The organism is Bacteroides congonensis (genome assembly GCF_900130125.1).
Taxonomy (GTDB): Bacteria; Bacteroidota; Bacteroidia; order Bacteroidales; family Bacteroidaceae; genus Bacteroides; species Bacteroides congonensis.
On the sequence record NZ_FQXY01000009.1, the window covers coordinates 576,973 to 602,934 of the forward strand.

21 protein-coding genes and 3 pseudogenes are annotated in these 25,962 nt (G+C 44.0%); 13 read left to right on the forward strand and 11 right to left on the reverse strand.

What is annotated here, in order from left to right:
• Positions 1-78: 78 nt before the first annotated feature.
• The 5 genes from BQ7997_RS08975 to BQ7997_RS08995 form a co-directional block, all read right to left on the reverse strand.
• Positions 79-2,502 (reverse strand): GumC family protein, encoded by a 2,424-nt coding sequence (locus BQ7997_RS08975; protein WP_073345598.1) that lies wholly within the window; start codon positions 2,500-2,502, stop codon positions 79-81.
• A 6-nt stretch (positions 2,503-2,508) separates the two neighbouring features.
• On the reverse strand, positions 2,509-3,345 hold the full coding sequence (locus BQ7997_RS08980; protein WP_073345600.1) for a polysaccharide biosynthesis/export family protein: 837 nt from the start codon (positions 3,343-3,345) through the stop codon (positions 2,509-2,511).
• Between the two features lie 18 nt (positions 3,346-3,363).
• A complete protein-coding gene (locus tag BQ7997_RS08985) occupies positions 3,364-5,292 on the reverse strand; it encodes a polysaccharide biosynthesis protein (protein WP_073345603.1) in 1,929 nt (642 codons plus the stop codon).
• Positions 5,293-5,344: 52 nt separating this feature from the next.
• The gene (locus BQ7997_RS08990) at positions 5,345-5,917 is read right to left on the reverse strand and encodes a UpxY family transcription antiterminator (protein ID WP_073345607.1); all 573 of its coding nucleotides are present in this window, start codon (positions 5,915-5,917) and stop codon (positions 5,345-5,347) included.
• A 343-nt stretch (positions 5,918-6,260) separates the two neighbouring features.
• On the reverse strand, positions 6,261-7,208 hold the full coding sequence (locus BQ7997_RS08995) for a tyrosine-type DNA invertase cluster 3b (protein ID WP_073346487.1): 948 nt from the start codon (positions 7,206-7,208) through the stop codon (positions 6,261-6,263).
• Between the two features lie 136 nt (positions 7,209-7,344).
• On the opposite strand from BQ7997_RS08995, the gene BQ7997_RS09000 reads away from it, so the two are divergent.
• From BQ7997_RS09000 to glyA, 8 genes are all read left to right on the forward strand, one after another.
• Entirely contained in the window at positions 7,345-7,755 is a 411-nt protein-coding gene (locus BQ7997_RS09000) for a DUF4119 family protein (RefSeq protein WP_022140296.1), read from the forward strand.
• Positions 7,756-7,972: 217 nt separating this feature from the next.
• Positions 7,973-8,317 (forward strand): SH3 beta-barrel fold-containing protein, encoded by a 345-nt coding sequence (locus tag BQ7997_RS09005; protein WP_022140297.1) that lies wholly within the window; start codon positions 7,973-7,975, stop codon positions 8,315-8,317.
• Between the two features lie 22 nt (positions 8,318-8,339).
• Complete coding sequence (locus BQ7997_RS09010) at positions 8,340-9,128, forward strand: DUF4373 domain-containing protein (protein WP_073345610.1); 789 nt, start codon at positions 8,340-8,342, stop codon at positions 9,126-9,128.
• Between the two features lie 103 nt (positions 9,129-9,231).
• Positions 9,232-10,173 carry an aspartate carbamoyltransferase gene (gene pyrB / locus BQ7997_RS09015; protein WP_044654187.1) on the forward strand — a complete coding sequence of 314 codons (942 nt, stop codon included), beginning with the start codon at positions 9,232-9,234 and terminating at the stop codon, positions 10,171-10,173.
• Positions 10,170-10,631 carry an aspartate carbamoyltransferase regulatory subunit gene (pyrI, locus tag BQ7997_RS09020; protein WP_044654188.1) on the forward strand — a complete coding sequence of 154 codons (462 nt, stop codon included), beginning with the start codon at positions 10,170-10,172 and terminating at the stop codon, positions 10,629-10,631. Before pyrB ends, pyrI begins: the two co-directional genes overlap by 4 nt.
• A 36-nt stretch (positions 10,632-10,667) precedes the next feature.
• Positions 10,668-11,237: a flavin reductase family protein gene (locus tag BQ7997_RS09025; protein ID WP_073345612.1), complete on the forward strand. Its 570-nt coding sequence runs from the start codon at positions 10,668-10,670 to the stop codon at positions 11,235-11,237.
• Positions 11,238-11,255: 18 nt separating this feature from the next.
• On the forward strand, positions 11,256-11,993 hold the full coding sequence (locus tag BQ7997_RS09030) for a porin family protein (protein WP_082073412.1): 738 nt from the start codon (positions 11,256-11,258) through the stop codon (positions 11,991-11,993).
• Between the two features lie 135 nt (positions 11,994-12,128).
• The gene (gene glyA, locus BQ7997_RS09035; protein ID WP_044654190.1) at positions 12,129-13,409 is read left to right on the forward strand and encodes a serine hydroxymethyltransferase; all 1,281 of its coding nucleotides are present in this window, start codon (positions 12,129-12,131) and stop codon (positions 13,407-13,409) included.
• Positions 13,410-13,747: 338 nt separating this feature from the next.
• On the opposite strand, the gene BQ7997_RS09040 is transcribed toward glyA, so the two are convergent.
• Entirely contained in the window at positions 13,748-15,415 is a 1,668-nt protein-coding gene (locus tag BQ7997_RS09040; RefSeq protein WP_022138024.1) for a formate--tetrahydrofolate ligase, read from the reverse strand.
• A gap of 117 nt (positions 15,416-15,532) precedes the next feature.
• On the opposite strand from BQ7997_RS09040, the gene aspT reads away from it, so the two are divergent.
• Positions 15,533-17,227 carry an aspartate-alanine antiporter gene (aspT, locus tag BQ7997_RS09045; RefSeq protein ID WP_073345615.1) on the forward strand — a complete coding sequence of 565 codons (1,695 nt, stop codon included), beginning with the start codon at positions 15,533-15,535 and terminating at the stop codon, positions 17,225-17,227.
• A gap of 52 nt (positions 17,228-17,279) precedes the next feature.
• Positions 17,280-18,923: an aspartate 4-decarboxylase gene (aspD, locus tag BQ7997_RS09050; protein ID WP_073345618.1), complete on the forward strand. Its 1,644-nt coding sequence runs from the start codon at positions 17,280-17,282 to the stop codon at positions 18,921-18,923.
• 2 nt (positions 18,924-18,925) lie between these two features.
• Here the strand turns inward: aspD and BQ7997_RS09055 are convergent, their stop codons facing one another.
• A complete protein-coding gene (locus BQ7997_RS09055) occupies positions 18,926-21,034 on the reverse strand; it encodes an outer membrane beta-barrel family protein (protein ID WP_073346490.1) in 2,109 nt (702 codons plus the stop codon).
• 250 nt (positions 21,035-21,284) lie between these two features.
• Between BQ7997_RS09055 and BQ7997_RS09060 the strand changes: the two genes are divergently transcribed.
• On the forward strand, positions 21,285-21,854 hold the full coding sequence (locus BQ7997_RS09060) for a GyrI-like domain-containing protein (protein WP_073346494.1): 570 nt from the start codon (positions 21,285-21,287) through the stop codon (positions 21,852-21,854).
• Entirely contained in the window at positions 21,851-22,552 is a 702-nt protein-coding gene (locus BQ7997_RS09065; protein WP_073345620.1) for an epoxyqueuosine reductase, read from the forward strand. Before BQ7997_RS09060 ends, BQ7997_RS09065 begins: the two co-directional genes overlap by 4 nt.
• 105 nt (positions 22,553-22,657) lie before the next feature.
• Here BQ7997_RS09065 and BQ7997_RS25365 read toward each other — a convergent pair.
• The 3 genes and pseudogenes from BQ7997_RS25365 to BQ7997_RS09075 all read right to left on the reverse strand — a co-directional run.
• Positions 22,658-22,738, reverse strand: a pseudogene (locus BQ7997_RS25365) (galactoside O-acetyltransferase); the annotation flags it as partial.
• 51 nt (positions 22,739-22,789) lie between these two features.
• A complete protein-coding gene (locus BQ7997_RS09070) occupies positions 22,790-23,350 on the reverse strand; it encodes a flavin reductase family protein (RefSeq protein WP_005820162.1) in 561 nt (186 codons plus the stop codon).
• A gap of 6 nt (positions 23,351-23,356) precedes the next feature.
• A pseudogene (locus BQ7997_RS09075) lies at positions 23,357-23,895 on the reverse strand (flavodoxin).
• 305 nt (positions 23,896-24,200) lie between these two features.
• Between BQ7997_RS09075 and BQ7997_RS09080 the strand changes: the two are divergent.
• Positions 24,201-24,767: pseudogene (locus tag BQ7997_RS09080) on the forward strand (type 1 glutamine amidotransferase domain-containing protein); the annotation flags it as partial.
• Here the strand turns inward: BQ7997_RS09080 and BQ7997_RS09085 are convergent.
• The gene (locus BQ7997_RS09085) at positions 24,735-25,784 is read right to left on the reverse strand and encodes a saccharopine dehydrogenase family protein (RefSeq protein WP_073346496.1); all 1,050 of its coding nucleotides are present in this window, start codon (positions 25,782-25,784) and stop codon (positions 24,735-24,737) included. The pseudogene BQ7997_RS09080 and the gene BQ7997_RS09085 overlap by 33 nt on opposite strands.
• Between the last annotated feature and the right edge of the window lie 178 nt (positions 25,785-25,962).

Here is a 25,962-nt window from a genome sequence, read left to right on the forward strand (position 1 = left end):
TACCACCTACTCCCAATATTACTTTTAATGCAAAAAGGCAAATTACCTTCTCTAGCAGATTATTAAAAAATGAGATATTTACTTTTTACTTGACTTATGTTCCCCATACCCGTAGCCATAACCATAACGTTTACCATAGCCATAATACTTGCCATATTTACCATAGCCATAGTAATAGCCGTATTTCTTCTTCTGAAGATCCAAACCATTGATGGCAATACAGAGATTAGGCAATTTATTATTTTCAGCGAGTTCATTGATCAAAGTAAACTCAGCCTTACGGGTGTAATCAGCACGACATACATAAACGGATAAGTCCGCTACACGGCCTATTAGCAAAGTATCTGTCACCATACCTACAGGAGCAGTATCCAGTACCACATAGTCAAAATTCTGCTTCAGTGTTTCAATAGCTTTTTCTAAACCGTTACGAGCCAACAACTCTGTCGGATTAGGAGGAACTGTACCACCAGGAAGAATATATAAATTTCTGTTTATATCAGAAGGCTGCACCAAATCCATCAGATTTATAGTAGGATTTGTCAAGAATTGAGTAATACCATGCTCTTTCTTAGGTATGTTGAAGACCTTGTTCAAGCCCGGTTTACGAATATCAAGACCAACTATTACAACTTTCTTGCCTAACAAGGAAAGACTGATAGCCAAATTGGCGGATATAAAGGACTTACCCTCACCACTAATAGTAGAAGTAACCAAAATTACATTCTTACCATTTTCAAGCATGAACTGAAGATTGGTACGGACATTACGGAAAGTCTCGCTCATAAGATTGTTCTGATTCTCAAATACGGCAATAGCCCCTGTCTTTTCATCTGCCAATGGAATGTCACCGATAACAGGGAGCGAAGTCAATTTTTCAACATCAGCACGACCTTCTATTTTAAATTTGGTCAAACTAATCAGATAAATGATACCTACCGGAATACCAATTCCAAATACCAGAGCCGCCAAATAAATCGTCATCCGCTTTGGGGAAATCGGAGCACCGTCTGCCTGTGCCTCGTCAATAATCTTGGCGTTATTGGCTATAGCGGCCAAAACAATGGCATTCTCCTCACGCTTTTGAAGCAGCATCAAGTACAAGCCGGACTTGATTTCCTGTTGGCGAGCAATACTAACAAATTGTCGTTCCTGGGTAGGAGCGTCACTAATACGACGGGAATAACGACTCGCTTCACGGGCCAAATCAGCCCTAGTGATCTCAAGACCTTTCAGCGTTGCATCCAAGGTGGTTTGTATATTACCACGCATCGCACGGATACTGGCATTAAGATTTACAATTGCCGGATTACTTTCCGTTGATGTACGTAACAGACGGTTACGCTCAGCCACCATTTCATTATACCGGTCAATTGCACCTGCTACACCAGCATCCTGTAAACCGACATTTGCAGGCAACACCTCATATTCAGTACCTTGCAGATATCTTTGCAGGTCCGTGACAAGATTAATCTGAGTCTGATTCTCCACACGTTTCTTCTCATATTCCGCATTGCCGGTCAAGGCTATCTGGGCTTCACTACTCAAATCCGTAATACCTGCACTACGCTTGAAATTCTCCAAATCCTGTTCCGTACTGCCCAATTCCTTTGAGATGATACCAATACGCTCGTCAATAAATTCTGCTGTTTTCTGAGCCACCTCATTCTTGTCATTATTGGCATTGATATTATACATCTCAAGTAACTTATCTATATAATCCTTGCCACGTCGGGTATTGGAATTTTTAAGTGAAACGGTCACTACAGAAGTCGCCTTTGAGGTAGGAGCTATTGACAGGAAATCTGCATATTCTTTCGCTACAGAAAAAGGTCTATTGATATAAGCTGTGATATGGCATTCTTTTGTAACACTCTCCGGACGGACTGATGATAATAGGGTATCGTTGTTCGTAAAAAAAGCGATTGTACCTTCATCGGTCGGAAATACGGCAGGCAATTTCTCAAAACGTTTTCGGTACTCCTTTTTTCCAACCCTAATCTGTACATCCATCACACCGGAAGATTGCAAAGACATACCCACCTCCATTGTATGAGGAAGTTTGTCTGCTTCCTGTGGAGTCAGGCTTACCAAAACTGGGGAAGTACGATACAATTCCCTTTTAGGAAACCTGTCTTCATCCATATAAGTCACGAACAATCCCAAAGAGTTGACCACCTCCCTTGCCAATGTCCTGGAACTCAGAACTTCAATTTCATTCTCTATATTACTTGATGAAGAGACAAAGCCATTTAGCCCCATTTTTTCCAGTTCGGAAGACATATTCGCACCGCCACCTTTCTTCTCATCCTTGATCAAGACAGTAGCGGAAATATCATATACAGGTGTTGTCAGACGTAAATATCCCCATGCCAAAACAACACAAATTATTACCGAAACCACAAACCATGGCCAATGAATCAAATAACGGAAAAGGATTTCCTGAATATTGATCTGTTCTTCGGATTGTGCCCCCGTTCTTTCCTTTCTTTCCTCAACCATACGATGTTATTTTCTTAAAATCGTTACTAATATACTTGCCAATGACACTAGAATAGAAGTTGCAGAGAACCAAAGGCTTGTACTGTTACTGATATCTGAATTACGAGCCTTGGCCTTATTCGGAGTCACATATACAATATCATTCTGCTGCAACCAATAGTAAGGAGAAAGAAGAGTTTCGGCCTTATTCAAATCCAATGTTATAATCTGTTGTTTGCCGTCAGCACCTTCACGAATCAATTTAACATTGTCACGGATTCCGTAAATGGTCATATCACCCGCCATGGCCAAGGCCTCCAACAGATTCACTTTCTCATTACTAACAGTAAATGTACCGGGACGGGCAACTTCACCTAATACGGAGATTTTATAATTAACCATACGGGCAGTAACAATCGGAGTCTCTTTGATGTAAGGCTTCAGTTTCTCCACTATCATTTGCTCCACCTCCTTTTTGGTCAGTCCCCCAACTTTCAATATCCCCAATACAGGGAAATTAATATTACCCTCATTATCTACCAGATAAGTCTGTTGGGAGGATTGGGAAGCACTCTGTGAGTTTTCGGTAGTCAGACCGGCAGAACCAATTGTGGTCAGGTTGAAAGGAGCTGCCAATTCAGGGTTCGTACATGACACCACAACAGTAAGCTGATCCTTAGGCATTATTCTGGCATCATACAGAGTTTCCTGTTGGGCAACCTGTCCCACAACTTCAGAGTCCTGCAGATAGGGGACTTTCTTGTATGACTGGCAGGAAGTAAGCAGAAAGAGTACAAACAGGCAGGAAAGTATTCCACCGACTTTTTTCTGCATACTTGTAGCAATACAAAATGATGTATTCATAGATATATTTCTAGTTTATTATTCTTTATCCAACACCTCAAACCGCGGAGAATTCTTCGATTTGAATTCAGGCACAACTTTCTTCATTAATCTGACCGTATCCATTATCTTAACCGTACGCGACAACTTCTCAAACTCCGCATAAGTATCAAGAATATCGGCATATTCATAACGACGGACTTTAGCTATCATAATCTTCTTATTCTCGGTCGGAAGCGTATTTTCCTTATCACTCAAAACTTCTTCATAAAGCTTCTCACCAGGACGTAAACCGGTAAATTCAATCTTGATATCCTCTCCTGGACGATAACCCGCCAGTTCAATCATACGGGTAGCCAAGTCCACAATCTTCACGGCCTTACCCATCTCAAAGACAAAAATCTCATTACCCTCTCCCATCGTAGCAGCTTCCATTACCAAACGGCAAGCCTCAGGAATAGTCATAAAGAAACGGATGATATCAGGATGAGTAACAGTGACAGGACCACCATTCTCTATCTGTTCTCTAAAGCGAGGAATAACTGAACCGTTACTACCCAATACATTACCGAAACGGGTAGTGATGAATTTGGTATGGCCTTTCACTTTTCCCTCACGGATGGCACAGCCTAAACTCTGTACATAGATCTCCGCCAGACGTTTGGAACAGCCCATCACATTGGTAGGATTCACGGCTTTATCGGTAGAGACCATGATCATTTTTTCAGCACCATACTCCACAGCCATATCAGCTACCTGACGGGAACCTGTGACATTCACCAGAACAGCTTCGCAGGGATTTTCCTCCATCAAAGGCACGTGTTTATAAGCGGCGGCATGAAAGACAATTTGAGGATGATAGAGATCGAATACCATACGTACACGTTCTTTCACACGCACATCGCCAATCACCGGAATAAAATCTATGGTAGGATATTTTTTCTCAAATTCAAGACGGACATTATGCAAAGGAGTCTCGGCAGAGTCAAACATAATGAGTTTCTGAATACCCATCTGTACAAGCTGACGGCAAAGTTCACTACCGATACTACCAGCCGCACCTGTTACTAACACAACCTTGCCCCGGAATTCTTCGGCGACCTGACGAAGATTGATATTTATTTCAGCACGACCCAGCAAGTCTTCAATCTTAATGGGACGTATCCACTGATGGAAATTACCGTCGGAATCCGCCTCACTAATAGTGGGAGCAATCAGAGTTTTAAGAGCATTGCTTTTACAATATTCCAAAAGACGGTTTTCCTCCAGACGGGTATCCTCATAACGGGCAAAAAGAATACCCTTAATACCACGCTTACGTATTATATAGTCAACATCCGCTTCATTTTCAAAATAATAAATAGGAAGATCCGCCAAGTGGCGACGGCTGTTGTTTTTGCCATAGACATAAAAGCCTGCAACCTTATAATGTGCACTGTCACGGAGACGCAACTTCAAGGCTACACTCTCCTCGTCAACACCATAAATAAGGATACGTGTATTCTTCTTATTTACCCAATCCAACAAAAAATCGTAAGTGATGATAAGTGAAACACGAAAGACCGTCAGCGCAGCCAGCGTCAACAAACCGTCAAACAGAAGGTAGGAGACTTTATAATTATCAAGTAGCTGTGTGTCGGATATAATCCAGAAAGAAATCACGGACAAACATCCTATCTTGAATAATACAGCGCACATGATACGCCAAAGCTCGCGTGCCTGAGAAAAACGGATGGTATTGCGATAGGTGTGAAACAATAAGGCTCCGGCAACACTTGCCGACAAAGAAACGCCGACAAACTGACAAAGCATCCAGTCGCTCATCGGAACATGCGCCATATAATGAATGACAGCATAAGCGACCAATGAACATAAGACAGATACCACCGTATCAATACCCAAAATGATCCAATAACTCAAATAGTTCTTACGAGCGTATTGAGCTATACCCCTTAATGTTTTTTCCATTATAGTATAAACGAATAAAATTGCGTATCAGAGATACAACCAGAAATTAAAATCAAGCCCTCACCGGCTCTACATAACCTACCGGCATGTCAGCACAGGCACATCCAAGCATATTAAGCCGGACGGCAATCTTACTTCTACCGTCTACCGTAACAAGTTCACCCACAAGTCCCATCAAAGGGCCTTTGATGACGCGAACCTTCTCACCACGTGCCAAAGGAGCACTGTTCATACAGATTGCTTCTTCTGAATAATCAAGCATAAAACGGAAACGAGCCATCTGCTCATCAGGAATGACAGTCGGACTGCTCTCACCACGCATTACCATATACCGACTTACTGTAGAAAAGGAAAGAACCTCTTTGCGTTCTTTTGCATCGGCATGCACAAACACCATCATTGGAAGCAACACTGATTCGACCATCTTACGGCGGTCACTCCACTGGTGAACCTCCTGTTGAACCGGAACAAAATTTTCAATCCCCATTTTAGACAAACGTTCCGAGACTTTCTTTTCGTGATGCATGCGAACCAAAGCTACATACCAGCGTTTAGAGTGTGCTACGCCTTCCCCTGTCCCATTACTAGGCCCAGCAATTACTGATTTTCTCTTTGTTAAAATCATGTTTTTTTACCCCATATTTGTCCGTTACTTCTTAGGTAACGGATAAATCACATGCAACAATGAAAAAGGAAATTACACACATTGACAGGGGAGAAAAAAAGGAATTGCCTAATAATCAACGAAAAGGCTCTTTGGATTAGGCAATAAAAATGATTGAACATGAAAATAGACTTATTTCATGTTCGGATAGTTTTTTGCCCTATGTTTCAGATAAAACTAAAAAAAGTGAAGAAATATTTGTATGCTATTTATGTTTTTGTCTATCTTTGCGTCAAATTTAAATCCGTTACCTAAGAAGTAACGGGCGTTTATTATCACTGGTTACCAATACATTACACTAAAATCACCTGCCTGCGCAGTAGTTCATTACGTAAGATAAATTCCCTTTATTTACCTTTGTACGTTCTTCAAGCCCGAAGCCTTTCAAATAGATTTGTGTGGTTTTTATAGATTTGTGTCCTAATGATTCACTAATCATTTCAATTGAGACTCCCCGGTATTTGGCGGTAGTAGCCCAGGAATGACGAAGCGTATAGGAAGAAACCGGAGATTTCAGATGCAACGCCCTTGCCAAATCCTTTAAATTACTATTAAACCGGCGGAGAGCGGACTGATATTCCCGGAAAGCACGCTCATCTTTCCGTCTCTTGTCACCACGGAGAATATCAAACAGATAATCCGGGCAATCGGGCAAAGAATCCTGCTTGTTCCGTAGTTGCTCAATCATCTCCCTTGCGCTGTCCAACACCTCCACGCTCATGGGAGTCTTGGTCTTGACACGGTTATAACGCAGCACATTGCTTTCCAAAGCCGATTTCTCCAGATGAGCCAAGTCAGCGAACGACATTCCGCAAAACTGGAACATCAGGGTGGCAATGGCTTGCGTACGACGTAAACGCTCCGACTTCGGGTCTTCATACAAGAGCTTGTGAAGTTCGGCAGCAGGCAAGGCTTTTTTCTGACGGACATCCACGCCCGTATAGACATCACCGAACAGTCGGGGCACATAAGGGGCATTCCCCGCTTCCACTCCCCGATTGTAAATGCTACGAAGCATACGCATATACGTAGAAATCGTATTGGGCTTCAAGCCACACTCGTAAAGATACTGCCCGTAGCATCGTAAACGGCCACGGGTGATCTGCCTGAACGACATATTGGATATGCCGCAGAACTTGCTGAAAGAAAAAAGGGCATTCTTGTAAACATGCGCCGTGGAATGGCGCCCCTCCTCTCGCAAACGACCGATGTAGAGTTCCCCACACCGGCTAAATCCATTTTTACTTGTCATTTGCATCACTAGTTATTTTATATATATACCATTTGGCAAGCGGCAAAAAAACGAATCTTTTCGCAGCTTTATCGCACACTTGCCAAAGTATGTTCTAATATTTAATACTTTTAACTAAAGTAAAAATTAGCAAATTATGGCTAGTAAAAAGACACCCAAAAGAGAAGCGAAAACACGAGTAAAAAACAATGCCCAAAATCGGAAAAAGAGTGGCGGCAGATGTAAGAAAGCGGAAATTATCAGTGAGGAAGAACTGGAAAAAAGAGGCGGACTGACCGGAGATGAAACGGCACTTTTCACGGTATATCTGCAAAAATTTGACAAGGGAGATGTCCATATGAAGTACTCCAAAAAACTAAAAGATTTAGCCAAACACATCCATGAAAAAGAGCACTTGTACGTCCCAAAGCAAGGTGGGTATAAGTTAATGGAAGTCAGCAGTATAGAAACAGAGTTATCCGTAATCAGAGGAACTCTCCGGGAACAGCGGGAAGAAAAGGAAAGACAGGCTAAAGAGAAAGGCTCTAATAAGTTTTTACAAAAATAATTGTGCAGGTGAGATGCAAGCTCTACTTTTGCCGCCGTTTACAACCGGCTGAAAAACAGTAAACTTTTACCAGAAAAAATAGTGACGCTATCCGGTCGCGATGGCGTCACTATGAGACGAGGATAGTAACGCTATATCTGCAGCATACCGTCACTATCCCGAGAGGGAGAAGTTTATGCAATAAACAGGAGTAATTTTAATTAAATCTTTTTATATAATGAGAAAAAATTGTAAGAAAAAAAAGTCTGAAGACTACATGTCAGTATGGAAGAAACGTATTGCCGTCGAAAAAGGAATTTCGGAAATATGTGCGGAAAGAATCGTGCAGAAGTGTATGGAACTGGTAAAGCACATGCTATATGGAAATGTAATGATAGCTTTTCAGAAACAGGACGGAACATTCTGTTTGGAAAAAGGCACATTGGTAGGATACGAAAAATTCTTTCATCGTGAATTCAAGTTCACTGTGAAACAGGAGTCTGTAATCTACTGGAGTGAGGAACAAAACGGATGGAGAAGATTCAGAATCAGCAACCTGATGGAATGGAAGGCAATCGTATAATTTATAATAAAAATATTTAACTATGAGTATGATAAACAAAGGGATACCTTATTTCCCTACACCGGCAAACTTTTTCGATGAAGAAACTATGGAATTACTGGAAGCCAAATTCGGAGTTTTAGCTTCTTATATCGTCCTGCGATTGCTTTGCAAAATTTATAAGGAAGGATATTACATTTCCTGGGGAAAGGAACAAAGCCTGATCTTCATCCGCAAAGTAGGTGGCGGGATAAAAGAGGAAATAATGGAAAAGGTTATGGAACTATTATTGGAGAAGGGATTTTTCCATAAGGAGACGTTCGAAAAATATGGTGTACTGACTTCGGAACGAATTCAGGAAGTGTGGTTCGAAGCAACTACGCGGCGAAAAATAGATTTCTCCCAATTACCTTATATATTGGAAAACAAAAAGAAAAAAGGGAAACAGAAAGAGGATGCGGGTAAAGAAAATGCAGACATTTTTCCAACTCAAGAGAACGTGAATCCGGAAAATGATGACATTTCCGGACAAACTAAACTAAAGCAAACTAAACTAAATCCTGAGGAAGAAGAAATAAGCGATGCTTCGTTTGAAATTCCGGGGTATGCCTACAATCAGGCTACGCACAACATAGCCGGGCTGATAGAAAGCCTGGAATGCCACAAAGTGACGAATCCGAAAGAGAGGCAGACGATTCTCCGGCTGTCGGATTATGGCAGGAAAGGTACTCAGGTGTGGAAACTGCTTTCCAATACGTCCTGGAACAAAATCGGGGCGCCGGGGAAATATATCATTGCGGCGTTAGCCGGCGGACGGAAACAAGCCGGATGATAAAAAGCTGATAAAAAAGGTACGAAAAATCTGTGCTTTTCACAAATTCTTCGTACCTTTACACTCCGGTAAAACAAGTTCTATCCACATAAAATATAACAAAATGGAAAACAGAAGTTTAGTAACCATTGCCGAACATTCTAAAGAAAAAATCCTCTACATGCTCGAAATGGCGAAGCAGTTTGAAATGAACCCCAACCGCCGGTTATTGCAAGGAAAGGTTGTAGCAACCCTGTTCTTCGAGCCTTCCACCCGCACCCGCCTGAGTTTTGAAACAGCTGCCAACCGTCTCGGCGCCCGGGTTATCGGATTCACCGATCCCAAGGCTACCAGTTCTTCCAAGGGGGAAACACTTAAAGACACGATTATGATGGTGAGCAATTATGCGGACATTATCGTCATGCGCCACTATCTCGAAGGAGCGGCACGCTATGCCAGCGAAGTGGCTCCGGTGCCTATTGTCAATGCAGGAGACGGAGCTAACCAGCATCCGTCGCAAACCATGCTCGACCTTTACTCTATCTACAAGACTCAGGGTACGCTGGAGAACCTGAATATTTTCCTGGTAGGCGATTTGAAATACGGACGTACCGTACATTCACTGTTGATGGCGATGCGCCACTTTAATCCTACTTTCCATTTCATCGCTCCCGAAGAGCTGAAAATGCCGGAAGAATACAAACTCTATTGCAAGACTCACCAAATAAAATACGTTGAACATACGGACTTCTCCGAAGAGATTATCGCTGATGCCGATATTCTGTATATGACCCGTGTGCAACGCGAACGTTTCACCGACCTGATGGAATACGAACGGGTGAAGAACGTGTATATTCTCCGCAACAAGATGCTGGAAAATACCCGTCCGAACCTGCGCATTTTGCACCCGCTGCCACGTGTCAACGAGATTGCATATGACGTGGACGATAATCCGAAAGCGTATTACTTCCAACAGGCACAAAACGGCTTGTATGCCCGCGAAGCAATTCTTTGCGATGTGTTAGGTATCACATTAGATGACGTTAAAAACGATATTTTATTATGAGCGAAAATAAACAAGAACTACAAGTAGCCGCCCTTGAGAACGGGACAGTGATTGACCATATTCCATCTGAAAAGCTCTTTACCGTAGTACAACTGCTCGGTGTGGAACATATGACGAGCAACATCACTATCGGATTCAATCTCGAAAGCAAGAAACTGGGCAAGAAAGGTATCATCAAGATTGCGGATAAGTTTTTCTGCGATGAGGAGATCAACCGTATTTCAGTGGTTGCGCCTCATGTCAAACTGAATATCATCCGTGATTACGAGGTAGTGGAAAAGAAGGAAGTGAAGATGCCGGACGAACTTCGCGGAATCGTGAAATGCGCCAATCCGAAATGTATCACGAACAATGAGCCGATGGCTACGTTATTCCACGTGATAGACAAGGATAACTGCATCGTAAAATGCCATTATTGCGAGAAAGAACAGAAACGTGAGGAAATTACCATCCTCTGAATTCTTTGATTCCTCATTTTTAAATCTTCATTCAAATTGAAACAGGACTGGAAACCAGGAACGATGATCTATCCGCTGCCGGCTGTACTAGTCAGCTGCGGAAAAGAAGAAAGTGAATATAACATTATCACTGTGGCATGGACGGGTACGATTTGCACAAACCCGCCCATGTGCTATATATCCGTACGACCGGAACGACATTCTTATGAGATTATCAAACGGAATATGGAATTCGTAATCAACCTGACAACTAAAGACATGGCTTTTGCCACCGACTGGTGCGGGGTTCGTTCGGGACGCGATTATCATAAATTCAAAGAGATGAAACTTACTCCGGGACGATGTACTGTGGTCAGCGCACCGCTGATTGAGGAGTCTCCCCTTTGTATCGAATGTCGTGTGAAGGAAATTATTTCTCTCGGTTCGCATGATATGTTCATAGCAGATGTGGTGAATGTACGCGCCGACGACCGGAACCTGAATCCCGAAACCGGAAAACTCGAACTGGCGGAAGCTAATCCGTTGGTGTATGTACATGGCGGGTATTATGATTTGGGAGAGAAAATCGGTAAGTTCGGATGGAGTGTAGAAAAGAAAAAGACATAAACTAAGGACGATATAGCCATGAATATGCTGCGCAAAATCTTTCTTTTCGGTTCGTTATCTGTAGCCTGCATGGCTTTCGGGCAGAACTTTAACACAGATAGAGTAGACCGCCCCAATACGAAGAAAATAAATTTCGGTATCAAGGCGGGATTCAACTCGTCCATGTTCATGGTATCTGAATTGAAGATTAAGGATGTGACGATTGACGAGGTGCAGAATAACTATAAAATCGGTTATTTCGGAGCCCTTTTTATGCGCATCAATATGAAGAAGCACTTCATTCAGCCGGAAGTATCGTACAATGTGACCAAATGCGAGATTACTTTTGACAAGTTGGGATCGCAGCATCCTGCCATCGAGCCGGATTATGCTTCGGTGCAGTCTGTACTGCATAGTATCGACTTCCCTGTCTTGTACGGGTATAATGTGGTGAAGAAAGGACCGTATGGAATGTCTATCTTTGCAGGCCCGAAGCTCCGCTATTTATGGGGGAAGAAGAATGAGATCACTTTCAAGAACTTCGACCAGAAAGGTATTCACGAGAAGTTGTATCCGTTCAATATCAGTGCCGTGATCGGTGTCGGCGTCAATATTTCCCGTATCTTCTTCGATTTCCGCTATGAGCAGGGGGTGGGAAATATTTCCAAATCCATAGTGTATGATAATATCAATTCCGACGGTAGTACGGGAGTCAGCAACATCACTTTCCGCCGTCGCGACAGCGCGTTAAGTTTTTCGTTGGGATTCATCCTTTAGAAATAAAATATCATTAAATCCCGCTTTTTACTAACATTTTTCTTGCACTTCCTTCATTCTTTATTTATTTTCATTAACTTTGTGCGCTTAAAAATAGGTATCTCGAATTAGAAATTTAATCTTACTTATAAAAGAATGAAAAGAGACGACTTAATTTTCGACATCATCGAAAAAGAGCATCAACGTCAGCTGAAAGGTATCGAGCTGATTGCATCAGAAAACTTTGTGAGTGACCAGGTAATGCAGGCAATGGGTTCTTGTCTGACCAACAAGTACGCAGAAGGTTATCCGGGCAAACGCTATTATGGTGGTTGTGAGGTTGTAGACCAAAGCGAACAAATCGCTATCGACCGCCTGAAAGAAATCTTCGGAGCCGAATGGGCAAACGTACAGCCGCACTCAGGAGCGCAAGCCAACGCAGCAGTTTTCCTGGCTGTCCTGAATCCGGGCGACAAATTCATGGGATTGAACCTTGCACACGGCGGACACCTTTCTCATGGTTCACTGGTGAATACTTCGGGGATTATCTATACTCCTTGCGAATATAACCTGAATCAGGAAACAGGACGCGTTGACTACGACCAGATGGAAGAAGTCGCTCTGCGCGAGAAACCGAAAATGATTATCGGCGGTGGTTCTGCTTACTCACGCGAATGGGACTACAAACGCATGCGCGAAATCGCTGACAAAGTAGGCGCTATCCTGATGATCGACATGGCTCACCCTGCCGGTCTGATTGCTGCCGGAGTACTCGAAAACCCGGTAAAATATGCACATATCGTCACTTCTACTACACATAAAACACTTCGCGGACCTCGTGGTGGTGTCATCATGATGGGTAAGGATTTCCCCAATCCGTGGGGCAAGAAGACTCCGAAAGGTGAAATCAAAATGATGTCTCAATTGTTGGATTCTGCCGTATTCCCCGGTATCCAGGGCGGACCGCTGGAACACGTGATTGCTGCCAAGGCAGTAGCTTTCGGCGAAATCCTGCAACCTGAATTTAAGGAATACGCTAAACAGGTACAAAAAAATGCAGCTGTACTTGCACAGGCTCTTGTAGACCGTGGTTTTACCATCGTTTCCGGTGGTACTGACAATCACTCCATGCTGGTAGACCTGCGTAGCAAATATCCTGACCTGACAGGTAAAGTGGCAGAAAAGGCATTGGTTTCTGCTGACATTACCGTTAACAAGAATATGGTTCCGTTTGACAGCCGTTCGGCTTTCCAGACTTCCGGTATCCGTTTGGGTACTCCTGCCATCACTACCCGTGGTGCTAAGGAAGACTTGATGATCGAAATTGCTGAAATGATTGAGACTGTATTGTCTAACGTAGAAAACGAAGAGGTTATTGCACAGGTACGTGCACGTGTCAACGAGACAATGAAGAAATATCCTCTTTTTGCTTATTAAAAATATTTTTATATATGATAGTTTTAGCCGGCTATCATATTCTGATTCGTGAATTTTCATGGGTCTGCTCTTTGTGAAAAGGGCAGACTTTTTTTGTATTTATTAACTCCGCTCTCCGAACTATCTGTCAGAAAATTCGTTTTTCTTATTACAAAAAGGATATAAAAATATCTCTTCGATAAAGATGAATTCAATCGTACAGTGTGCAAGAAGAGATATAAAAAAGCGCACTGGACTCTATATACAAGCATCCCCGTCTTTCCCTATTGATTTATAAGGAAAGACGGGGATTTACCAACGTAGCGTTGGAGCAAGGTTTCCTTGCGGTTCAACTGTTGTTAACTCAGCCCTTCAATTTCTCCATCCACAATGTCGATATGCAATGCCTGCGGCTCTTTCGGAAGTCCCGGCATACGAAGGATTTCTCCTGCTATCGCCACAATCATTTCCGCACCGTTATTGATAACTATATCCTTGATATGGAATTCGAAGTTATTCACCGCACCATAAATTTTAGGATCGGCAGAGAATGAGTATTGCGTCTTGGCGATGCAGACCGGATAGTGTGTAATTCCCATTTTCTCAATCAGCTTGATACGGTTGCGGGCAATGCTGCTGTAAGTGATGACACTTGCTCCGTAGATATTAGTAGCTACCTTTTCAATCTTCTGCTCTATGCTGTCTTCTTCTTTGTACGTATAACGCAGAGATTCAGACGGTTTGTTTTCGATGGTGTCCACTACCAGGCGTGCCATATCCACTGCCCCCTCTCCGCCTTCACTGAATGCGTTGTTGATGGCAAATCCTACGCCCAGTTGTTCGCAATGCTCGCGAAGCAGTTCCATTTCTTCATCCGTATCGGTAGCGAACTTATTGAAAGCAACAATCACAGTCTGTCCGAAAGAGCGGAGATTACGGACGTGCTTGTCGAGATTGCGCAATCCTTCTTTCAGCCCTTCCATGTTCGGTTCCTTGATGCGGTCGAGACTGACGCCGCCATGCATTTTCAGTCCTTGCGCCGTGGCAACGATTACTGTCAGGCGTGGTTGAAGCCCGCTTTTACGACATTTGATATTATAGAACTTTTCCGCACCGAGGTCGGCACCGAATCCGGCTTCTGTGATTACGTAGTCGCCGAAAGACATGGCCAGTTTGGTAGCCAGGATAGAGTTGCACCCGTGAGCGATGTTCGCAAACGGGCCACCGTGTACGAAAGCGGCAGTTCCTTCAGTGGTTTGAACAAGGTTGGGGTGGATGGCATCTTTCAGCAATACAGTGATGGCTCCTGCCACCCCCAGGTCTTTAACTGTGAAAGGTTTGTCATCGTAGGTGAATCCGAGCAGGATATTTTCAATACGGCGGCGGAGGTCGTTCACGTCTTTAGAAAGGCAGAGGATAGCCATAATCTCTGAAGCGGGTGTAATGTCGAAACCGGATTCTTGGGTGATACCATTCGATTTCGGCCCCAACCCAACGACAATGCTGCGCAGTGAACGGTCGTTCACATCGAGCACCCGACGCCAAAGGATTTCTTTCAGTCCGAAACCTTTCGCCTGGTTCTGATAAAGATAATTGTCCAACAAGGCGGAAATCATGTTGTGCGCAGAGGTGATGGCGTGAAAATCACCGGTGAAGTGGAGATTGATTTTGTCCATCGGGAGTACTTGGGCGTATCCGCCGCCGGCTGCTCCGCCCTTCATGCCGAAGCATGGGCCGAGAGAAGGTTCGCGCAAGGCAACAATAGCGTTCTTTCCTATTTTATTGAGTCCCAGGGCAAGACCGATAGATACTGTAGTTTTACCGATACCCGCTTTGGTGGCTGTAATGGCAGTTACCAGGATAAGGTTACTCTTCTTTACTTTCTCCTCGTCAATCAGTTGTTCGGGAATCTTTGCGATATAGCGACCATAATTTTCTACTTCCTCGCGGGGGATTCCGATACTTTCAGCAACTTGCTTTACTTTCTTCAGCTCAATGCTGCGGGCAATTTCTATGTCTGATTTCATATAGAATATGGTTAGTTTTATTTTGAAAATGCAAAAGTAACAAATCTGCGTCGAGTAACAAACTCTTTCCGCACAATAACTGTTGTAAGTAACATAAACCTAAACAACAACTTAATTATGGAATGGATTATTAATCAACTAAGGGTACACCCGGAGCTTGCCATTTTTCTCACTCTCTTTGCGGGATTCTGGTTGGGCAGGCTTAAAATCGGGAAGTTTTCTTTAGGTACTGTGACCAGTGTCCTGTTGGTCGGGGTATTGGTAGGACAACTGAATATTACCGTAGACGGCCCGATGAAAGCCGTATTTTTTCTGCTCTTTTTATTTGCCGTAGGCTATAAGGTAGGCCCGCAATTCTTTCGCGGGCTGAAAAAAGATGGGTTACCACAAGTGGGATTCGCCGTGCTAATGTGTATTGTCAGCCTGATAGCCCCGTGGATACTGGCCAAAATCATGGGGTATCATGTGGGGGAAGCTGCCGGATTACTGGCGGGGTCACAGACTATTTCAGCCGTTATCGGTGTGGCTAGTGACACGATCAATCAGTTGGGTATCAGCGAAGCGCAGAAGGCTACGTATATCAATGCCATTCCGGTGGCTTACGCCGTGACTTATATTTTCGGTACGGCAGGCTCGGCATGGATCTTGGCTTCCCTAGGCCCGAAGATGCTGGGTGGACTGGACAAGGTAAAGGCGGATTGCAAAGCATTGGAAGCACAAATGGGGACTTCGGAAGTAGATGAGCCGGGATTCTCTCCTGCCCTTCGTCCCGTGGTGTTCCGTGCCTATAAAATCACGAATAAGTGGTTTGGCAAAGGGAAAAAAGTCAGCGAACTGGAAACCTATCTGACCGGGAAAGACAAACGGTTATTTGTTGAACGGGTTCGCCAGCAGGGAGTCGTGAAGGAAGTCAGTCCTGACATGATTCTCCAACCGGGCGATGAAGTAGTATTGAGCGGACGACGGGAGTTCGTTATCGGTGAAGAAGATTGGATCGGGCCGGAAGTGGTAGATGCACAGTTACTCGATTTTCCGGCGGAGACGTTGCCGGTCATGGTTACTCACCGGACTTTCGCGGGAGAAAAGATTGCGACGATCCGGGCACAGAAATTCATGCATGGTGTCAGCATCCGCAGCATCAAGCGTGCAGGTATCAATGTTCCTGTACTTGCGCAGACGGTGGTGGATTCGGGAGATATCCTCGAACTTACAGGAATGAAGCATGAAGTGGAAGGAGCTGCCAGGCAGATGGGATATGTTGACCGTCCGACTAATCAGACAGATATGATTTTCGTAGGGCTGGGTATTTTGGTCGGCGGTCTTGTCGGTGCGCTTGCCATTCATTTGGGCGGTATTCCTATCAGTCTCTCCACGAGTGGCGGCGCATTGATTGCCGGACTTCTATTCGGTTGGCTGCGCAGCAAGCATCCTACTTTCGGCGGTATCCCCGAGCCTTCTTTATGGGTACTGAATAATGTGGGGCTGAATATGTTTATCGCAGTGGTCGGCATTGCCGCAGGCCCCAGTTTCGTAGCCGGATTCAAGGATGTAGGTTTCAGCCTGTTTATCGTCGGCGCACTGGCTACCGCAATTCCGTTGCTTTGCGGGTTATTGATGGCACGATATGTATTCAAGTTCCATCCTGCCCTGTCTTTGGGATGCACAGCGGGAGCACGTACTACAACTGCCGCGCTGGGAGCTATCCAAGACGCGGTGGAAAGTGATACTCCGGCTTTGGGATATACGGTTACCTATGCTGTCGGCAACACGTTACTGATTATTTGGGGAGTGGTTATCGTGTTACTGATGTAGACGTTGACCGGATATTTTAGACAATTCATTAACAAATTATAGATTTCACATTATGGAAAAAAAAGACAATAGCCCGGCTATCAGCAAAAGCTATGCCAGGAAAATGGAAACCATCAGCCCGTTCGAGCTTAAAAACAAGCTCATTGACATGGCGGATGAAAGTATCAAGAAAATAGCGCATACCATGCTGAATGCCGGTCGGGGTAACCCGAACTGGATTGCTACCGAACCACGGGAAGCGTTTTTCCTGTTAGGACAGTTCGGGCTTTGCGAATGCCGCCGTGCGTTTTCACTGGATGAAGGGATAGCGGGTATTCCACAAAAGGCAGGAATTGCCGCACGTTTCGAGGCTTTCCTGAAAGACAATGAGAAAGCGGCAGGTGCCAACCTGCTGAAAGAAGGATACAACTATATGTTGATGGAACACGCTGCCGATCCGGACACGCTTGTTCACGAATGGGCGGAATCCGTTATCGGCGACCAGTATCCTGTGCCCGACCGTATCCTGCATTTCACGGAACTGATAATACAGGATTATCTGGCACAGGAAATGTGCGACCGCCGTCCGCCGAAAGGAACTTTCGACCTTTTCGCCACTGAAGGGGGAACGGCTGCCATGTGTTACCTGTTTGATTCACTGCAGGAGAACTTCCTGTTGAATCAGGGAGATGCCATCGCGTTGATGGTTCCTGTATTTACACCTTATATCGAGATTCCGCAACTACGGCGTTATCAGTTCGATGTTACCGAAATATCTGCTGACCAAATGACGGCCGACGGACTGCATACGTGGCAATATAAGGATGAAGATATTGACAAGCTGAAAGATACGCGAATCAAGGCATTGTTTATCACGAATCCGAGCAATCCGCCCAGTTACGCGCTCAGCGCGGAGACTGCCGCCCGTATTGTCAACATCGTAAAGAATGACAATCCAAACCTGATGATTATTACGGATGACGTGTATGGGACATTTATCCCGCACTTCCGTTCGCTGATGGCAGAATTACCGCATAATACGCTTTGCGTCTATTCTTTCTCCAAATATTTCGGAGCTACGGGATGGAGAGACGCGGTTATTGCATTGCACGAAGACAACATCTACGACAAAATGATTGCCCGCCTGTCGGCGGAGCAGAAGGCAATCCTGAACAAGCGTTATTCGAGCCTGAGTTTGCAGCCGGAAAAGATGAAGTTTATCGACCGCATGGTGGCAGACAGCCGGCAAATTGCACTGAATCATACCGCAGGGCTTTCACTGCCGCAACAGATGCAGATGAGTCTGTTTGCCATGTTCTCACTGCTTGACAAGGAAGACCGCTATAAAGCCAGGATGCAGGAAATTATTCATCGCCGTCTGCATGCGTTATGGGACAATACCGGTTTCACACTGGTGGAAGACCCGTTACGCGCCGGATACTATTCGGAAATAGATATGCTGGTATGGGCGAAGAAATTCTATGGAGATGATTTCGTTGCTTACCTGCAAAAGTCATATAATCCGTTGGATGTAGTGTTCCGCCTCGCCAATGAGACTTCACTCGTGCTGTTGAACGGCGGTGGTTTCGCCGGCCCGAAATGGAGTGTCCGCGTATCGCTCGCCAATCTGAATGAAAACGATTATGTTAAAATCGGGCAGAGCATCAAGCGGGTACTGGAAGAGTATGCCGAAACCTGGAAAGCATCCGTATCATAAGTTTATTTAAAACGGGAAGTATCAATTTCTTCCCGTTTTTTCTCTTTATATCCGCCGAATTTATAGTTGAAAGAAACGCCGAACTCACGTGTTGTTCTCATATAATGGTTCTTCACGTTCTGATTGCCGAAACGGATGCGTGTGGAAATGGTAGAGGTATTGAATATGTCATCGCATTTCAGTGTGAGTTGCGCCTTGCCCTTGGCGAAAGTATAACGCAGTGTTGTATTCAGGTTTCCCGAACGGGGAAGGTCGAATGTTCCCTGTATCATTTTGTTTTGATAAAAGCCGGTCAGGGTCAGCTTCAAATCCGGTTTGGTGGAGAGGATGAAGGTATTGTTCATGGTCAGCACAAATGTATAGAGTTTGCGGTCGAACGGAATATCCCAAAAATCGCTGTCCTTTTGGTGGTAACGAAGTCCGACTGCCGTCAGGCGGGAATCCAGCCAATTCTTTATTTTAAACGGAACGGCCATCATAATTCCTGCCTGTTCTGAAAAGTCGAAGTTGAAAAATTTATAGATTTCTACCAGGCGGTCGGGAGATTGGTAAAGGGTCTGCATCTCATTATTTTTCGTATAGCTGTAATAGGCGGAAAAGACGTATTTGCCTTTTAAGATATAGCTAAGTGTCGTTTCATAATTCGCGGCGGGTTTGAGCAGGGGGTTGCCCTGGATTTCGGAATAAGCGCCCATATAAGAGGTGGCGTTCTGTACGCTCCAATATTCGGGGTATTCCTTATCGCTGCTTAATGAGAGTTGCAGCATGTGTCCGGCAGTGGGGGTATAAGTAAGGTTGGCAACCGGGTAGAAGCTCCATTCATTCCAAATGTCCGTATGATATTGTTCGGCCGCTAAAGAGATATCCGCCGAGAATTTCTGCCCGAAGCTTTTGCTCAGGCCGGCGTAGAAGTTGAGGGTTTGTTCGCGGCGGCGGGACTGCATGTTATTGTCCGGCAGCAGGGTTTCTGTTTCGGGTTCGTAGTATCTTTGGAAGCTATGGTCTAAGGCGGTCGTGTATGCCATACCATAGTTCAATCCCCAGTCCTTGCCTAAGGTATGTTCTTGTCCGGCATAGAAACGCCATTGGTTGATTCGCTGGTTATCCCGGCTTAGGAAGTTCATGGTTTCATTTCCCAGCGTACTGTATAGAAGTTGGCTGCCGGGAGAACGGTAATAGGTAAATTCCACGCCGGCTTTCAGGCCGAACGGGGTTTGATAGTCGAGTTTCGTGTTATGGAGCTGATTGTCCGCGTGCGAGTTTGTCAATGAGTTTTGTGCGCCGGTCACTGTGGCATTATGTTTGGAATCTGTAAAGGCTGTTGTATATACAAGGCTGAGCAGATGTTGGTCTGTAAAGGCATAATCCATTCCGAGACGTATCTGATGGCTGTTGTTACGGGAGATTGTGTTTTCATACATATCCATCTGATGTGTTGAACCGTCGGCAAGCGTGTGAAGCGCTTCTTTGTCCGTTTCTCTCCGGTCGCGGTCGTAAGAGTAAGAGTAAAGAAGGTCAGCAGAGAATTTACGGCCGGAATAAAGAAGGCTTCCACGCTCTGCCAAGGATTCGTAATGGTTTTGATTAAAAGCGGTATAGAGTTCTCCCTGAAGGGAAGGTTCGTGTCCTGTGCCTGAAGCCAGTACCAGGTTTATCATAGCACCCCGGACTTGGTAACGTGCCGGGGCGGAGTACATCACTTCCGCCTTTTCGATCCGGCTGACGGGGATTGATTTCAATAATGCGTTTAATTGTCCGGTAGACAGGGTGGTCACTTTTCCATTGATAACGACGGTTACTTCCTGACCGCCCAGCATCAGTCCTTCCCCCAAGTCCATGACTCCCGGAAGGTTTTTCACGGCGTCATAGGCATTGTCTACGGGCAGGTTGCCTACCAGTCTCGGAAGGTCATAGACCAGCTTTCCCTGTTCCGCCTTAACGATGGGGCGTTCGCCGGTTATCATTACTTCGGGCAGTTCTTTGAATATGCTGTCGATGTAAGCTATATTTTTCACGCTATCCGCAGGGGCTTGCATTTGCTGTTCCTGCTGCGCCGCTACCGGCATCCATGCGCAGACGCAAAGCGGAAGTAGTAAACTGATTCGTTTCATTTCGTATTTCATTAATTTTGGTACTCTGCAAAATACGGCAGAAAAAGCGAGACTTTGCGTTATCGCCCGCTTATCTAGTGTTATTTAGTCTTATCGCCCGCTACCTAACAAAGAAGAATGATAATAACACAGATAACAGACTAATCTATAATTATTAAGGTATCCCCTGTTTTCTTTTAAAAGAAAGCTATTTATGGTAACCTTTAGTACAATCTATTGGTTAACTTTGTACCTGAATAATAAGATATTTATGAAAATCAATGCTGAAACAAAATATTGCCAGACGTGTGGAATACCTTTAGATATAGATTATACAAATCTTGAGGCAAACCAAAATGTGGAATATTGCGACTATTGTTTGCACAACGGGGTTAAACTCTATGATTTCTCAATGGATTATCTCATTTACCTTTGGGAGCTTTTCCCCGAAGAATATTATAAAGAGACAGGAGTCAATCTCACTTCGGAAAGGAAGAATTCGATACGAATTGAACCAAGTATTGAAAAAATATCTGGTATCCGAATCGCATACTTGAAATTGGAAAGAACAAATAATGTCATCCATAGTTTCTCTGTTTTGTGGAAGCAGTTGCTACAATTTTCCGAAAAATATGAATTATCTTCAAAAGGATGTAAATACGTGAGTTTTCATGAATTAAATAAGGTATACCGCCATATTTACCTTGACTGGTTGCCGACAAGCGATTATACCCTGCGGGAACAGCTCACCTTTGAGAGTTACATCAACACTCTCGAAAAAACTCCGGTTTCGGAGCTTATAACAGATATTTATATCCCTATTACAAAAAAAGAAATATGAAATACTTAAACCAAGAAATAGAAAACGAGTTAAAAAATCAAGGAGCAAAACTGATACGCTTTGTTGACATATCGCATTTGGATGAAAAGCAAAACAGACAACTCCCGACCGCCATTGTTTTTGCACTTCCGCTTACCGCAGAATATGCTGAAATGGTATTTAATATTCCCGACTACGTACAAGCACGGATAGCGGATAATTACAATTTTGACGATGATGAATATTCGCAAACCGAACATAAAGCGGGAGAAATAGCAGACGAATTAGCCAAGTTCATCACCGGGAAGGGCTATAAAGCCATATCGCAATCCGATACAGGATTAGTGGCTGATGGCGTATTCGATTATGAAACAAAAGAATCAGTATTGCCCCATAAAACCGTTGCACTACTTGGCGGATTAGGGTGGATTGGGAAAAACAACCTGTTAATTACTCCTGAATATGGCGCAGCACAATGTCTCGGCACGGTTTTGACTGATGCTCCACTGGAAACGGTATTGCATGAACCTCTATCTCCAAAATGCGGAAATTGCATTACTTGCGTCAATATCTGCGAGAGAAAAGTTCTCAAAGGTAAAGTTTGGAGTAGATCTGTTTCAAGAGATGAAATCGTTAACATACATGGATGTAGTACCTGTTTGAAATGCCTTGTGCATTGTCCCAGAACACAAACATATATAAAGAGGAATATTGTCTGAATTTCTACAAGCAACAAACGAGGGTTCACAAAAATAAAAACAGAAGAGAAATCAATCCCTTCCGTTTTTATTCTTATATTTTTCCATAACCAATAATCGAAAAATCTAAATCTTCCGAATTACTCTGGCGGGATTACCTGCCACAATCGTGTTCGGTTCTACGTCTCTGGTCACAACACTACCCGCTCTTTGGTGTGCGCAGTCTATTCTTATTTCTTTCATATATAATGCTACTCCTTATTTCAATCTCTTCCCATCCGAAAAGGCGTTACCTACCTTCTTACCCACTTCCAGGTAATCGTTATTGAACGGATCGAATATAATAGGAGACACTTTGGATACATCCACTTTTCCGTTTTCGTCAAGAACACGTTCATCTACACTCACATTTATTATTTCCCCACGCAAAATACAGGTTTCAGGATTATAATCCTTCAACTTACATTCCAGCACTACAGATAATTCGTCGATCAACGGTGCATCTACAAACTCCGAACGAGTAGCATGGAAACCTGCACGAGCAAATTTATCCGATACCTTATTACCGGAAACAATACCCACGTAATCACAGGCAACAACTTGTCCGACCTCTGCCATACTCACGGTAAAAGCCTTACGCTTCAGTATATTTGCAGTCGTCTTATGTCCCTCACTAATACAAATACTAATTTCATGCATCTCGCTGATACCACCCCAAGCCGCATTCATAGCATTGGGAGTACCATTTTCATCATAAGCAGCGATAATAAACACCGGCTGCGGATAAGTAAAGGGCTTTGCCCCAAAATTCTTTCTCATAATAATTTATTTTTTAGTCCATTTCTTAATATCTTCCTTCGTCGCACCATTCAAAAGGCAGCCCTTTTGCCATTTCATATCAGGATAGGCTTCCTGCAACTCTTTTTCCGCATTAAAAATACTGCTGCTACCCGATGTAGCAAACGGAATAATCATTTTACCTGCAAAATCACCGCTTTCAATAAAAGTATTGATAATTCTCGGAGCTGAATTCCACCAAATAGGGAAACCTATATAAATGATATCGTAATCTGCAAGATTCTCCGGTTTAAATTTTAATGCAGGGCGTGATTTAGCATTTGACATCTCCACACTGCTACGTGAAGACTTGTCATGCCAATCCAAATCAGCAGTGACATATTCCTTTTCAGGTTGTATCTCGTAGAGCGTACCACCCCTGTAACTTCTACAATCAACTTTGCTGCTTTCTCCGTCGTTCCTGTTGCCGAGAAATAAGCCACCAATGTCTTATTACTCTGTTCCTGTGCATTTATAGTGATACATAACATCATGATCACTACCATAATCATACTTTTAATCTTCATTGCCCTTTATAGTTTTAATTTCTATTATCATGGTACAAAATTACAGAATAATATCTATCATAAAGGTATATAAATCACTGATTATCTAACCAAAATCACTGATAAAAGAAAAAACGAAGGGCAACCTTAAGTTTCAATCAGGATTTACTATTGAACTTTCGATTCCAATAAGACAGAATACAACCGATTTGAGTAATGTATGACCGAATCGATGATCCATCCGTTCCTATACGCCACTACAGTTTGTACATAACACTGCTTGGGTAGAGTAATGCTGGCTTATTAATTTCTCAGCCTTTCATGTTAAAGGTGGTAATGTGCCTATTGACCCCGAGAGTTTAAAACAACTGCTATTAGACCAAATATCCAGGAAGTATTGGGACGATCCGGCATTCAGACGCATGTTGCAACATACCCAAAGCTTGGATGCAATATCGGGAAAGATGTTCGATTGCATTTATCTTGCGGGTGGGCATGGCACGATGTACGACTTCCCGGACAACGCAGTCTTGCAATCCATCATTAAATCCCATTATGAAAGCGACAAGATGGTGGCAGCCATTTGTCATGGTGTATGTGGATTGCTGAACGTCAGACTCTCCGACGGAGAGTATCTGGTGAGAGAAAAAGAATTAACCGGATATAGCTGGTTCGAAGAAATTTTGGCAAGGCGGGAAAAGGAAGTGCCATTTAATCTTGAAGAGACACTGAAAAAGAGGGGTGCCGATTATCGGAAAGCCTTTATACCGATGACATCTAAAGTCTTGGTGGACGGTAACCTGATTACCGGTCAGAACCCCTTCAGTTCGAAAGAAATAGCGAAAGTCATTCTGCAACAATTAGAGCACTCTTATATCAATACCCGGAATTGAATCGATGAAATGGCTCCCTAATAACATGGAGGGGGTGTAATATCCGCTTTTCCCGTGGTTACCTAAACAGTACCCGGCAATTCGGATACCTACCTCGACAGTCAGCGAATAGACGTTCGGAGTTGACATGGTCATTTCCACTTTGTCGCCGCCGGGCGCTTCCGCTTCTCCCCAGAATTGCCCCCGCTGCGTTTCTCTTGCTTGTTCGTCGGGACCTTTCTTTATGAATTTGCTTACCAAACTCTTGCCCAAGTCCTGCCCAAAACGGGTGTTCATAATCCCTTTAAACGGGTTGGACAGACGCAACATATAAATGCCCAGTTTGGTCATCGCCATATAAACCATTCCGTCAGGTACTCCGGTAGATATTCCCGATGTGAAGACGTCACCCCAGGGAATAGTTACCGCCCATTGCGGTTGATTCTGGAAAGGAATCTTCTTCATCCGATATGCATTGGGCACAGTCTTGAGCCGACCGCCTTCCCTGATTAATCCTCCTTTTCCAACACTTTCGATGGAAGTTTTCACGGTGCCGATGCTCGGGCTTGTACCAAAAGAAAAAGCAAGGTCGATACGGGTGGCAGCAGGCAGCCTCTCTTTCAGCATGGCTGCCAGGCAGTCGGTCGGTACGATGTCGGTTCCCACACCCGGCATCACGATTACGTTACGGCTTTTGGCTTCATCGTCCAGCGCATAGCATTTTCTAAAAACATCTATCTCGCCGGTAATATCCAAATAATGTACCTTTTGTGAGAGACATGCCTTTGCCAAAGCTTCTGCCGTAGCAGAAAACGGTCCTGCACAGTTCAGCAAAACGGTTACGTCCTGCAAATACCCTGCGGCATCCTTCACGCTGAATACCCTATATTCCAAACCAAGTTCGTTGGCTATGGGCAGCAATTTTTCGGCAATACGTCCTGCAACCACCGGTTTAATCCCTTGCTTGATGGCTTCGCGCACCATTAACTCTCCGGAATACCCATAAGCACCGTATATAATTAGTTTACTTTCATTCATAATATGCATATCAATAATGAGTTAATAACACTTTTGGTACCCATTAGGTTTTTGCATTTTACACGACAGCTACATTGGAAACTCTCTACATATACGGACAAACCCGGTCAACCCATAATAACATAGTGGTCTAGTTTTGATTTCTTCCACAACAATATTGAGATATAAAATAGCCTCT